Below are 13,164 nucleotides of genomic sequence, written 5' to 3' on the forward strand. Positions count from 1 at the left end.
GCTGGACAGGCCGGATTCCCATGCTATAACCCACGCGCTTTCAAGGGGCGCCCATGGTGCCTTCATGAAATCCGGAGCGCGAGTTTTCGTTAGCCGGAACAGGCCCAGATAGCTCAGTTGGTAGAGCAGCGGACTGAAAATCCGCGTGTCGGTGGTTCGAATCCGCCTCTGGGCACCATCATTTTAAAAATCCAAGCGCTTATGGCGTGACCACCTGATCGCTATCATCGCATGCGCCTATTGCACGGCGTTCGCGTGTCGTCGCTTAGGTTTTCTTGTCGCCATCGGGATTTGGTGCCGGTGCCTCTCGCACGTCTCGTGGTGGCGGATCGACATGCTCAGGCTCTGACGGTGCTTCCTTGTCCGGCCGACGGACGGGTGGCTGCGGGCCGGGCTTCGGCTGTGGTTCTTGGATCTTGGCTGGCATATCCAGTTAACCGCAACCACAGGCTCTTGTTCCCTTGTGTCTTAAAGAACCGGGAGGCCGAAGCCTTCTGTCGGCTTGGTGCGGGTGCCCGCCCTGTCACAAAGATCGATGGACGGAACGACTTTGCCTTCGCCGGGCTTGTGGAGGATTCAATTTGCTTGGTGATCCCACAACCCTAGGGCAAACTCCCTGCCGGGGCTGCAGGAGGTGAAATGAGAGCACGCGCAGCAACGCTTGGGGATCTCGAGGATGTCTTCCATGGCCTGTCCAAGCGGATGTCGGACGAGTACGCGGCGGCCGGCAAGGACAGCAAGATCGCCTACGACAATCTGATGATGAATTTGAAGGAAGGCCGCGCGCACGCGCTTGTCGAGGGCGAGAAGGCCGTGGCGATCATCGCCTGGCATGAAAACAGCGACGCCGCCGATACGCTGTTCGCCGCGCGGGAGGATTTCTTCCGCGGCTCGACCGTCCGTTTCTGCAAGCGGCATATCAGGCATATCCAGGCGCTTGCCGGCAACCTTCCAATCCACTCGCGCAGTTGGCTCCAAGGGCCCGACGTCGCCAGGTGGTTCGGCATTATCGGCTATGTCGAGCGCGGCCAGGAAAACGGCGCAAAGCTGTTCGAACTGCCGCCTGCGCGCTGAATAGAAATTCTACCGCACCGCGAACGCCGCCTGCACCGCCCGGTTGACCGTCACCGGCAGGATCGACATGTGGTTTTCGCCGGCATGGAGTTCGAAGCTTGCCCGCAGGCCCGGGAGCGCGTCGAGGCGTTCTGCCATCGCCCTGGCGAATTCGTCGGTAAGGATGAGCTTTTTCTGCGCCAGGCGCTTTTCCTCGTCTTCCGCGCCGACCTGGAACGGCGCCAGCTTTTCGGTCTCATACTCTCCGGCCGACAGGATTACGTCGGCCTTCAGGCCGTCGGGAACAGCGGCTTCGAACCTTTCGAGAAAGCGGTCGATAACGCGATCTTCCCAATAGATGGCAGGGCTGGCCGCAATGAAGGTGTTGAATGAGAGCGGGCGGGTAAACAGGGCGTAGAGCGCGAACAGGCCACCGAAAGAGTGGCCGTAAAGTGCCTGGCGGCTCTCGTCGATCCTGGTCCGGGTGGCGACCCACGGCTTCAGCTCGGCTTCGATGAAGGCCAGAAAATCCCCCGCCCCGCCGGTCCTGACTTCCGGCGTGCCCTCGTGGAAGGGCGGATAGGTCCTGCCCGGCGGTGGCCCCAGATCCCATGAGCGGCGCAGCGGGTCATAGGCGCCCTCGACGGGGTAGCCGATGGCGATGATGACGCCCCAGCCGACATTGGTGCCGGCGGGATAGAAGGCCTGCGCGCGCATCGCGTCGACCGCAGTGCCGATAACGGCGTTGCCGTCGGTCATGTAGAGCACCGGCCAGCCGGCCTCGGGCATTGGCCCCGACGGCACATGGATGAAGACCCGCCAGGGATCGCCTCCGCTTTTGCCAACGAAGTCGTGGACGGTGGTGTCGGCAATCAAGGCTGGCGTCGCCATCGGCTTGGATATCTCCACGGGACAAGGCTCAGCGGCGGCGCAAGAGCCACATCAGGACGGGGCCGCCGATCAGCGTCGCGACGAGGCCGGCCGGAATCTGGCGCGGGAAGATGGCGGTGCGGCCGATCCAGTCGGCGCAGACCATGATCAGCGCGCCGGCAAGCATCGCGCCGATCGCTTGCGGCAGCGCACGCGACAGGCCAAGGCGCCACGCCAGGTGCGGCGCCATAAGGCCGATGAAGGTCAGCGGCCCGACGACCAGGGTCGAGGCGGCGGTGAGCGCTGCCACCATCAAAAGCACCAGCAGCCGTGTTGCCTTGAGGTTGACCCCGAGGCTTTGCACCGCGGCGGAGCCGAGCGGCAGCATGTCCAACCAGCGCAGGAAGAACGGTGCGAGCAGGAACAGGCAAAAGGCAAACGTCGAGGTCAGAAGCGCCGAGCCGGCGTCGACGCCGTAGGTCGAGCCGGTGAGCCAATTGAGCAAAAGCATGGCGCGCGGATCGCCCGTGGCGGTGAGCACCAGGATCAGCGCGTCGAACAGGGCCGTCAAGGCGACACCGGCAAGCAGCAGCCGCTCTGGCGCATAGGCGGTACGGCGACCGATCGCCAGCGTCACCAGAAGGGCGGCGAAGGCGCCGATCGTGGCGGCCAGGGTCTGTACCGGGCGGCTGGCATCGGCGAGCGCGAACAGCGCCACCATCATGCCGAGCGCAGCGCCGGCGCTGATGCCGAGCACCTCGGGGCTGGCCATCGGATTGCCGGTCAGCCGCTGCATCATCAGCCCGGCCAGCGCCAGCATGGCGCCGGCGGCAAGTGCCGCGGACACTCGAGGCAGCCGCCAGGCCAGCAAGGGCCGCAGCTGATCGCCGGACGCGAATGTCCAACCATCGGTGCCCGGCCCGTAGAGCAGCGCCAGCACGAGCAGCAAAAGCAGGAGGCCGCCGATCGCCGCCAGCACAAGGCCGGGCCTTTTCGTTCTGGGCAAGCGCTCGGCGGCGAGTGCCGGTGCTTCCGCGCCAAGCGCGAGGCGCGGCAGAAGCCAAAGAAGCAGAGGCGCGCCGAGAAGCGCCGTCATCGCGCCGGTCGGCAGCAGGTCGCCCTGTGGCCCGGTCGCGACCTGCACTCCCTGGTCCGCGGCCCACAGCAGTGCCGCGCCGATCAGCGGCGCCATCACCAGTTGCTGGCCTAGCCGGTGGGCGCCGCCGATGCGCGCGAGCGTGGCGGCGGCAAGGCCGACGAAGCCGATGACGCCGATGGCGGCAACGACGAAAGCGATCAGGGCGACCGCCGCCGCCAGTCCGGCGAAGCGATAGGCACCGAGCGGGACGCCGAGGCTGCGCGCGCCTTCGTCGTCGAGGCCAAGCAGGGTCAGCGGCCGCACCATGAGGCCGATCGCCAGCGCGGCACCGCCAAGGCGCGGCAAGAGCCACCGCGTCACCGACCAGTCCTGCTGGCCGAGCGAACCGGCGCCCCAGAGGAACAGGCTGGCCAGCCATTCATGCCGAAGCACCACAAGCGCAGCACCGATGGCGCCGGCATAAAGGCTGACGACCAGCCCGGCCAACACGACCGAAAGCGGCGACAGGCCCTTGTGCCAGGAGAGCGCCAGGACCGCCGCAAGGGCAGTGAAGGCGCCGGCAAGCGCCACCCATTCGCGGCCGAAGGCAAGCAGCGACGGCGCCAGAAGCGTCGCCAGCGCCAGCGCCAGATAGGCGCCGGCCGAGACGCCGACGGTTTCGGGCGAGGCGAGCGGATTGCGCAAAACCTGCTGCAGCACCGTCCCGGCCAGTCCGAGGGCCGCACCGCAGAGAAGGCTGACGGCGAGCCGGGGCAGGAAAGCGTAGTGGACGAGCACCTGCCTGATATCCTCGACATCGGGGCTTGCGAGCGCCCCCAGCCAGAGTGCCGGCGGCAATTGCACGCTCATGTTGGAGAGGGTCGCGGCGCCGGCCGCGCAGAGAAGCACGACGCAAAGCAGGATCGCGCCCAGGGGATATCCGCCTGGTATGCGAGGCGACGGGGTGCGACCGCGGACGAGGACGGCATTGTCGGGCAAGATCGCTTCCTGCTCAACCACGGGCGGTCTCCGCCGTCAGCGCCGCGGCCAGCAGGCGGGCAAAACGGCTCGCCGAGGGCAGCGTGCCGAACATCAGCACCGCAGGCAGGCGCATGATCGAGCGCTTGCGCACGAACGGCATGGCATTCCAGACCGGGCTCTCGGTCAGCGTTCCGCCCGCCCCTTCGGGCAAGGGTTCGAGATAGGCAAGGCGCGCATCATCAGACGTTGCCAGCCCGTCGATACCGACGGTTGCAAATCCCCAGTAATTAGTCTCTCCGGCCCAGGCGTTGCGGATGCCGATGCGGTCGAACACCGCCTGAAACAGGCTTTTTTCGCCATAGACGCGCACATTGCGCGGATCGAGGAAGCTGACGACATAGATCGGCCGCGCCGAAAGCGGTTCCAGCTGCTGCTTGATGGTCGAAAAATGCGCCTCCGTCGCCGCTATCAGCGCCTCGCCCTCCCTTTCCTTGCCGACAAGCCTGGCCAATTGCCGGGTCGCCTCGATGGCGCGCTGATAGGGCTGACCGCCCGGCGTATAGATGCCGATCGTCGTCACCGGTGCCACGCGCTCGAGCAGCGGCTTGATGCCGTCGAGATAAGGGATGGAGAGGATGATGTCGGGACGAAGCTGTTGCAGGAATTCGAGATTGGGCTCCAGGATCGTGCCGATGTCGGCGACTTGGGGCGGCAGCGGCGGCTCCACAACCCACCTTTCCCAGACCTCACGGTCGGCGATAGCGACCGGCGTGATGCCGAGCATGAGCAAGGTCTCCGCCAAGCCGTCATCGAGGCAGACGATGCGCGGCGGGCTGGCCGCGGCTGGCGTCACGACGCCGGTGAACGGCAGAGTGAACAGCGCGAGCGCGTGGCGACGCGTGATCCGGACGCGCGGACGATTGACCTCTCCTGGCCGGGGTTGATGATCTGTATTCAACTTGGCTTGCCTGTTGCCCGGGGCCCTGGTCTCCGGCGACCAATCCGAGTTGACTATTAAACAGGATATTCTTAGTCAAGTTTTAAGACGAGGCCGGCGGCGACAAACCCCAAGAAGGCAGGTGACGCGATCCGGCAACAGCTCCTAAAATCCGTCAGCAAACTATCCCCGAAAAGGGGCCGGAGGCGGTGCCGGGCGCATCCGCCACAGCGTGATCGGGTTGCGCTCGGCAGGCGTTGATGGTTTGTTGCCGGTCAGCGGAGATCAAGTGATGCGAGAATCCATGGGTCAAGACGAATACGGGTCGGCGAACCCCTTCGATCCGGACGACCTGCCGAATTTGAACGCGATCGGACCAGGGATCGGCAATAACGACTTCGAGAAGTACGCGGTCGCCGTGATCATCGTGTTCGGCGCCCTGATCATCGGCGGCTTGATGGCCGCGTCGATGACTTTCGGCCACCGCAACGGGTTCCTGTTCGCGCTGGGCGGTGCCACGTCGGCCTGGATATCGGGAAACGCGCTGCTGCTCGACCGGCCACGCATCTATGCGCTGTTCGTCGGCATCGCCGCCTTGATGCTGATCGCGTCGACCATCACGCTAGTGACCTGACGGCTCCCGGGCCATGAGGCGGAGGCCGGTCCCGAAAGGCGGAATCCGGCCTCATCCGGAAAGCAACGGTCTTGCGGCCTATCAATATCCGAGCGCTTCGCCGGCTGCCGCGCGGCTGTCGATGGCGCCATTGTAGCGCGCGCCGCCGCCCTTCTCGATTTCCGCCAGGCTCTTGCCGCCGACGAGAATGCCCGCCGCCTGGCCCCAGCTCTGGTCACTGAGATCAAGGCGATAGCCCATCCCGGCCAGCAGTCTTTCTGTATCCGGCGAAAGGCCGAACGGCTCGACATAGACGGTATCGGGCAGCCATTGGTGATGAATGCGCGGCGCGTCGATCGCCTCCTGGATGTTCATGCCGTGGTCGATCACGTTGACGATGGCTTCCAGCGTGATGGTGATGATGCGCGAGCCGCCTGGGCTGCCGATGACCATGAACGGCTTGCCATCCTTGGCCACCACGGTCGGGCTCATCGAGGACAGCGGCGTCTTCTTCGGCTGGATGGCATTGGCCTCGCCCTGGACGAGGCCATAGAGGTTGGGCACGCCGGGTTTCTGGGTGAAGTCGTCCATCTCGTTGTTGAGCAGGATGCCGGTGCCGTCGGCGACCACGCCGGCACCGAACGAACCGTTGAGCGTGTAGGTGACCGCGACCGCGTTGCCGTCCTTGTCGATGATCGAATAATGCGTCGTCTCCTTCGACTCGCCGAAGCCCTTCGGCATTAGATCCTGCGACACGCCGGCGCGGAACGGATCGATCTTGTCGCGGATGTCCTTGGCATAGGCTTTGTCCAGCAGCCTGGAGACGGGGTTGTCGACGAAATCGGGATCGCCGAGCGCGGAGTTGCGGTCGACATAGGCGTGGCGCATCGCCTCGACCATGACGTGGACGGTCTCGGCCGAGCCGGCGCCGAGATAGGACAGCGGATAGCCTTCCAGCACGTTGAGGATTTCGCAGATGATGACGCCGCCTGAGCTCGGCGGCGGCGAAGAGATGATCTCGTAGCCGCGATAGGAGCAGGTGACGGGCTTCAACTCGCGCACCGCGTATTGTTCGAAATCACCCTTGGCCAGGATACCGCCCTTGGCGCCGCTCGCCTTGACGATGGCGTCGGCGATGGCGCCCTTGTAAAAGGCATCGGGACCTCTCTCGGAAATGGCCGAGAGCGACGCGGCAAGGTCGGGCTGAACCAGCTTCTCGCCGACGCCATAGGGCTTGCCATCGGTTTTGAGGAAGGCCGCCGCCGCCGCTGGGTCCTTCGCCAACCTTTCGGCGCTGCCGGCGAACGAAGCCGCATCGCCCTGGTTGAGGACGAACCCATCTCTGGCATAGGCGATCGCCGGCGCCATCAGGTCCTGCCTGGACAAGGTGCCATATTTCTGGCGCGCCATCTCGAAACCAGCCACCGAGCCTGGTACGCCGACCGCGAGATAGCCGTCCAGGCTAGCGCCCTTCACCGGGTTGCCGTCCTTGTCGAGATACATGGTCTTGGTCGCGGCAAGCGGCGCCCGCTCGCGGAAATCGAGGAAGGTCGATTTGCCGTCCTTGAAGCGGATGGTCATGAAGCCACCGCCACCGATATTACCGGCATTGGGATAGACGACGGCCAAGGCATAGCCGACGGCGACCGCCGCATCGACGGCATTGCCGCCCTTTTTCAACACCTCGACGCCGACTTCGGAAGCCAGATGCTGGGCCGTGACGACCATGCCGTTCTCGCCCTTGGCCGGTGCCGGCGACGCGGCGAAAGCCGATGGCGAAAAGGCGAAGGCGATGGAAAGACCGAGGGCGATCAATGTCCTACGGGTGAGATGCATGGCGGGTTCTCCAAGTGGTGCTTGCCTAGAAGAGCTACTTGGAGCGATCGAGTCCATCTTCAATAAAGACATTCACGGGTTGGTGACTGCTCGCTTGTGGTGGAGATGCAGGGCAGAGGAGGCGTGAAGGATCGCCAACTTTCGGAGGTCGGCGTGACAGCGTCCCCTCTGTCCTGCCGGACATCTCCCCCGCAAAGGGGAAGATCGGCTCTACCTCAAACGATCCCGCCGGAACCACCTGCGACGGCTGGCCGCTCCGCCGCGATCTTGGCGCGATAGCCCGCCGCCCGGTATGCGGCGACCGGATCGATGGCGCCACCTGTCTTCAGCCGTGCCATGGCAAGGATCGGCTCGACATCGGTTCGGTAGGCCGCCTTCAGCGTCTGCGTCGCCATCAGCGCGTCATTGCCGTCCTGGAACCCTTCAAGCGCCTTTCGGTCGACCAGCAGCGCCTGCGCATAGGCGCGCTGCACCTCGACCGCCGACAGCATCAGGCTTTCGATCGGATCGGTGACATTGTGGCTCTGGTCGAGCATATGGGCGGGGTCGAACCCCTCGGGGCCTGACAGCTCGGCATCGACCAATTCGTTGAAAACCAGGAACAGCCGATAGGGGTCGATCGACCCGGCATCGAGGTCGTCGTCGCCATATTTCGAATCGTTGAAGTGGAAGCCGCCGAGTTTTTTGAACTGAATCAGCCGTGAGACGATCATCTCGATGTTGACGTTGGGCGCATGATGGCCGAGGTCGACCAGGCAGAAGGCCTTGTCGCCGAGCTCCCTTGATATGATGTAGTTGGTGCCCCAGTCCTGCACGACGGTGGAGTAAAAGGCAGGTTCATACATCTTGTGTTCGGTGAACAGCTTCCAGTCGTCCGGCAGCCCGGCATAGATCTCCTTCATCGCGTCGAGATAGCGCTCGAACGCCTTGGCGAAATTGACCTGGCCGGGGAAGTTGGAGCCGTCGCCGATCCACACCGTCAGCGCCTTCGACCCAAGCGTCTTGCCGATCTCGATGCATTCGAGATTGTGCTCGACCGCCTGACGACGCGTGTCGGCGTCGGCATGCGACAGCGAACCGAATTTGTAGGAAAGCGTCTGGTCCTTCGCGTCCGAAAAGGTGTTGGAGTTCATCGCATCGAAGCCAAGCCCGAAGCGGGAGGCCGCCTGCTTCAGCCGGTTCGGATCGGCCTTGTCCCAAGGAATGTGCAGCGACACGGTCGGCGTCGCCTGCGTCAACTGCTGGATGACGGCGCAATCCTCGATCTTGTCGAAGATGTCGCGCGGCTCACCGGCGCCGGGAAAGCGGGCGAAGCGGGTGCCGCCGGTGCCGACGCCCCAGGACGGGATCGCGACCGCGAAGTTTTCCACCTTGTCGCGGATAGAGTCGATGGCGATGCCGCGTCGGTCGAGGCGCTCGCCGAGCGAGGCATAGTCACGCTCGAGGTCAATCTTGCGCGCGGCGTTACTGCTGGCGACGATGTCGGCGGAGATGATGGATTCGGACACTGCTGTTCCTCCCAGAATGCATTCGGTCGGCGGCGCCCCTCATCCGCCTGCCGGAAACTTCTCCCCGTATAGCGACGGGAGAGAAGGGGCCAGCGTGAGCGCCGGCGAGCGGCTACCGCGTAAAGCTCTGTGCGTTGCCGGCGTCGACGTTGATGATGTTGCCTGTCGACTTGGCCGACATGTCGGAGGCGAGGAAATAGATCGCCTCGGCGATGTCTTCCGGGAAGACGGAGCGCTTCAGCATCGAACGCGAGCGGTAGTGCTCTTCCAGATCGTCGGTCGACATCTTGTAGGCGGCGGCACGCTGTTCCTTCCACTCGCCGGTCCAGATCTTCGAGCCGCGCAGCACCGCATCCGGGTTGACGACATTGACCCTGATCTGGGCTTCCGCGCCCTCCAGCGCCAGGCAGCGGGCGAGATGAATTTCGGCGGCCTTGGCGGTGCAGTAGGCGGCGGCGTTGGGCGATGCCGCCAGGCCATTCTTGGAGGCGACAAAGACGACGTTGCCGCCGATCTTCTGTACCCGGAACAGCCGGAATGCTTCCCTGGAGACCAGGAAATAGCCTGTGGACAGGATGTCCATGTTCTTGTTCCACAGCGCCAGGGTCGTCTCCTCGATCGGCGCCGACGATGCCAAGCCGGCATTCGAGACCAGAATGTCGATGCCGCCGAACTCGACGGCCGTCTCGGCGAAGCCGGCGACGACCTGGTCCTCCGAGGTGACGTTGATGAGAACTGGGCGGACGAAATCCCTGCCATAGGCTTTTGCCAGTTCCTCGTTGGCGCCGGCGAGTGCCGCCTCGTCGATATCGGCCAGCACGACGCAGGCGCCTTCGCGCAGCAGGCGGTTGGCCGTGGCGCGGCCGATGCCGCCGGCGCCGCCGGTGACCAGCGCGACCTGGCCGGCGAGAGACTTCGGCTTCGGCATGCGCTGCAGCTTCAAATCCTCGAGCAGCCAATACTCGATATCGAAGGCTTCCTGCGCCGGCAGGCCGACATAGGACGAGACGGTCGACGCACCGCGCATGACGTTGATGGCGTTGACGTAGAATTCGCCCGAGATGCGCGCTGTCGCCTTGTCGCCGGCGAAGGTGAACATGCCGACGCCGGGCATCAGATAGACCACCGCGTTGGGGTCACGGATAGCAGGCGAGTCCGCATGCTTGCAGCTGTCGTAGTAGGCTTGGTAGCCGACACGATATTCGGCAATGTCGTCGGCGAGTCGCGCGATGACGGCATCGACGTCGGGCTTTGCGGGATCGAATTCGATCACCAGCGGGCGGATCTTGGTGCGCAGGAAGTGGTCCGGGCACGAGGTGCCGAGGGCTGCCAGCGGGCGCAAATCCCTGGAGTTCACGAATTCGAGCACGGCGGGCGAGTCATCGAAGTGGCCAAGCTTGTGGCTCTTTTCCGAGACCAGGCCGCGAATCCTGGGCATCAGCTTGGCGGCAATCGCTCGGCGGGCAGCCGCATCGAGCGACTTCACCACCTCCCCACCGAAGATCGCCACGCTTTCGGAGCGGCGCTCGAACCACTCTATCGCTTGGTTGATCACCGAAATCGTCGTTTCGTAGCACTCCTTCGGCGTATCGCCCCAGGTGAACAGGCCGTGGCTTTCGAGGATGACGCCCCTGGCGGTGGGGTGTTCGACGCAGAATTTCTCCAGCCACAGGCCGAGTTCGAAGCCCGGCCGCTTCCACGGCAGCCAGCCAATGGCATCGCCGAATATCTCGTTCGTCAGCACCCTGGAATCCTTGGCGGCGGCGATGGCGATGATGGCATCGGGATGCATGTGGTCGACAAAAGGCTTCGGCACATAGGCGTGCAGCGGCGTGTCGATCGAGGCCGCGCGCGGATTGAGGTTGAAGGTGCAGTGGGGAAGATAGCCCACCATCTCGTCCTCGTGCTCGACGCCGCGATAAAGCCCCTTCAGCGCCCGCAGCTTGTCCATGTAGAGCGTTGCGAAGCCATCAAGCTTGATCGAGGCGCTGTCGCCGCCCGACCCCTTCACCCACAGCACTTCCACATCCTGGCCGGTGAGCGGATCCTTCTGCAATATCTTCGAGGATGTGTTGCCGCCGCCATAATTGGTGACGCGCTTGTCGGAGCCGAGCGTGTTCGAGCGATAGACCAGCAGCTCGGGCTCGCTCATCCCCTTCGCCTTCGCATCGTCCCACAGATTGGCGAGGCGCGAGCCGGAGCGCTTGTCGAGCATAGGTAATCCTCCCTTTGGAGCGCTCACCATGCGCTCCTTTTTCGCTCGGGAATGTCTACGCAACAGGCGCGCTTGTCAATCACAAACGATCAATATCAATCATATGCACTGCACAATGAAATTATATGATCGGAAATGATTGACACTGCTCGATTTGGGTGCCTAGATGCTCAGGCAGGGAGGAACCATGCACGAAAAAGAGCGCCACAGGATCATTCTGTCCGCCGTCCAGGAAAAACCTGTGGTGACGGTGCAGGAAATGGTCGACCTGACGGAATCGTCCGAGGCGACGATCCGGCGCGACATCGCGGCTCTCCATGTCCAAAAGCGCCTGCGCCGTGTGCGCGGCGGTGCTGAAGCAATATCGCCGCCGCAGTTCATCGGGCTGGCTGGCCGGCCCTTCTCCGTCAACGAAACGCTCAACGCGGCGCAGAAGCGGGCGATCGCTCGTGAAGCGGTCGAACTGTGCAAGGACGGCGAGCCGATCATCATCAATGGCGGTACCACCACCTTCCAGATGGTGTATTTCCTGACCGGCCTCCGCATGCCGATCTTCACCAATTCGTTCCCGATCGCCGAGCACCTGCTCAAGCACTCCAAGAACACGGTCATGCTGTCGGGTGGCACCATCTACCGCGAGCAGAACATCATCCTGTCGCCCTTCGACAATGACGTGACGCGCAATTTCTACGCACGCCGCATGTTCATGGGCGCTCAGGGACTGGGGCCTCTCGGCCTGATGGAAGGCGATCCACTGCTGATCCAGGCGGAGCAGAAGCTGATCGACCAGGCCGACGAGTTGGTGGTGCTGGTCGATTCCTCGAAATTCCGCAAACGCTCCAGCCTGATCCTGTGCGGTCTTTCGCGCATTGCCACCGTCATCACCGACGACGGCATCGAGGACCGCGAGGCAAAGATGCTGGAAGCCGCGGGGGTGACGTTGATCGTCGCCCGCAAGTCGACAAAAGAAGAATCTTCACTGCAGGCCTGAGACACCTCACGCCCGCAGCGGCGATGGAATGCAACGCTCAAGGGAGGAAATTCGATGAGCTTCTTGAAGAAATTGATGGTGACGGCGGCCTTCTCGGCCGCCATGTTCGTGAATGCCGCCTACGCGGAAAACGTCAAGATCGCGCTGGTGGTGAAGTCCCTCGGCAACGGCTTCTTCGATGCCGCCAACAAGGGCGCGCAAGAGGCGGCCAAGGAACTCGGCGACGTCGACATCATCTACACCGGCCCGACCAAGGCGACCGCCGAGGCGCAGATCGAAGTGGTCAATTCGCTGATCGCGCAGAAGGTCAACGCCATCGCGATTTCCGCCAATGACGCCGACGCTCTGGTGCCGGTGCTGAAGAAGGCGATGGAGCGCGGCATCACCGTCATCTCCTGGGATTCGGGCGTCGCCAAGGAAGGCCGCCAGCTTCACCTCAATCCGTCCGACACCGGCCTGATCGGCGAGACCATCATCAAGCTCGCCGCCGACTATCTGCCGGAAGGCGGCGATGTCGCCATCCTGTCGGCTTCCTCGACCGCGACCAACCAGAATTCCTGGATCGAAGCTGCCAAGAAGGTGCTGCCGGAGAAGTTCCCCAAGATCAAGCTGGTCGCCACCGTCTATGGCGATGACGATTCGGCCAAGAGCACGGACGAGGCCAAGGGCCTGTTGAAGTCCTATCCGAACCTCAAGGCGATCATCGCGCCGACCACCGTCGGCGTCGTCGCCGCCGCCCAGGTCGTCACCGACGAGAACCTGATCGGCAAGGTCAATGTCACCGGCCTTGCGCTGCCGTCGGAGTTCAAGAAGTTCATCGACAACGGCGCCAGCCAGGCGGTTGCGCTGTGGAACCCGATCGACCTCGGCTACTCCGCCGTTTACCTCGCCCACGACCTGGCGGTGAAGAAGGAAGAGGCCAAGCCGGGTGCGACGCTGTCGATCGGCCGCGTCGGCAAGGTGACGCTCGACGACACCAACTCGGCCGCGATGGCTCCGCCCTTCCAGTTCGACAAGAGCAACATCGAGAAGTTCTCCAAGATCTATTGATCTCGGAGCTTTCAAGCTGGCGCGGCGGGACT

10 protein-coding genes and 1 tRNA gene are annotated in these 13,164 nt (G+C 63.7%); 5 read left to right on the forward strand and 6 right to left on the reverse strand.

From position 1 onward, the window contains the following. Positions 1-102 precede the first annotated feature (102 nt). A tRNA-Phe gene (locus tag FJ527_RS01185) sits at positions 103-178 on the forward strand. Positions 179-639: 461 nt separating this feature from the next. Continuing rightward, entirely contained in the window at positions 640-1,074 is a 435-nt protein-coding gene (locus FJ527_RS01190; RefSeq protein ID WP_015319225.1) for a hypothetical protein, read from the forward strand. A 9-nt stretch (positions 1,075-1,083) separates the two neighbouring features. Here FJ527_RS01190 and FJ527_RS01195 read toward each other — a convergent pair whose 3' ends face one another. Genes FJ527_RS01195 through FJ527_RS01205 form a run of 3 tightly spaced genes read right to left on the reverse strand, consistent with a single transcriptional unit; the run spans position 1,084 to position 4,940 of the window. After that, a complete protein-coding gene (locus FJ527_RS01195) occupies positions 1,084-1,944 on the reverse strand; it encodes an alpha/beta hydrolase-fold protein (RefSeq protein WP_140821287.1) in 861 nt (286 codons plus the stop codon). Positions 1,945-1,972: 28 nt separating this feature from the next. After that, positions 1,973-4,021 (reverse strand): Fe(3+)-hydroxamate ABC transporter permease FhuB, encoded by a 2,049-nt coding sequence (fhuB, locus tag FJ527_RS01200; protein ID WP_140821288.1) that lies wholly within the window; start codon positions 4,019-4,021, stop codon positions 1,973-1,975. Beyond that, positions 4,014-4,940 (reverse strand): ABC transporter substrate-binding protein, encoded by a 927-nt coding sequence (locus FJ527_RS01205; protein WP_015319228.1) that lies wholly within the window; start codon positions 4,938-4,940, stop codon positions 4,014-4,016. Before FJ527_RS01205 ends, fhuB begins: the two co-directional genes overlap by 8 nt. 271 nt (positions 4,941-5,211) lie before the next feature. Between FJ527_RS01205 and FJ527_RS01210 the strand changes: the two genes are divergently transcribed. After that, entirely contained in the window at positions 5,212-5,553 is a 342-nt protein-coding gene (locus FJ527_RS01210; protein ID WP_015319229.1) for a hypothetical protein, read from the forward strand. An 81-nt stretch (positions 5,554-5,634) separates the two neighbouring features. On the opposite strand, the gene ggt is transcribed toward FJ527_RS01210, so the two are convergent. From ggt to FJ527_RS01225, 3 genes are all read right to left on the reverse strand, one after another. Then, positions 5,635-7,368 carry a gamma-glutamyltransferase gene (ggt, locus tag FJ527_RS01215; RefSeq protein WP_140821290.1) on the reverse strand — a complete coding sequence of 578 codons (1,734 nt, stop codon included), beginning with the start codon at positions 7,366-7,368 and terminating at the stop codon, positions 5,635-5,637. Between the two features lie 215 nt (positions 7,369-7,583). Continuing rightward, on the reverse strand, positions 7,584-8,876 hold the full coding sequence (gene rhaI, locus FJ527_RS01220; RefSeq protein WP_140821292.1) for an L-rhamnose catabolism isomerase: 1,293 nt from the start codon (positions 8,874-8,876) through the stop codon (positions 7,584-7,586). Between the two features lie 112 nt (positions 8,877-8,988). Beyond that, positions 8,989-11,091 carry a bifunctional rhamnulose-1-phosphate aldolase/short-chain dehydrogenase gene (locus FJ527_RS01225; protein ID WP_140821294.1) on the reverse strand — a complete coding sequence of 701 codons (2,103 nt, stop codon included), beginning with the start codon at positions 11,089-11,091 and terminating at the stop codon, positions 8,989-8,991. Between the two features lie 187 nt (positions 11,092-11,278). Between FJ527_RS01225 and FJ527_RS01230 the strand changes: the two genes are divergently transcribed. After that, entirely contained in the window at positions 11,279-12,082 is an 804-nt protein-coding gene (locus tag FJ527_RS01230; RefSeq protein ID WP_140821296.1) for a DeoR/GlpR family DNA-binding transcription regulator, read from the forward strand. A 54-nt stretch (positions 12,083-12,136) separates the two neighbouring features. After that, a complete protein-coding gene (rhaS, locus tag FJ527_RS01235; protein ID WP_015319234.1) occupies positions 12,137-13,132 on the forward strand; it encodes a rhamnose ABC transporter substrate-binding protein in 996 nt (331 codons plus the stop codon). Positions 13,133-13,164: the final 32 nt, after the last annotated feature.

This window comes from Mesorhizobium sp. B2-4-18, from assembly GCF_006441385.1.
GTDB lineage: Bacteria > Pseudomonadota > Alphaproteobacteria > Rhizobiales > Rhizobiaceae > Mesorhizobium > Mesorhizobium australicum.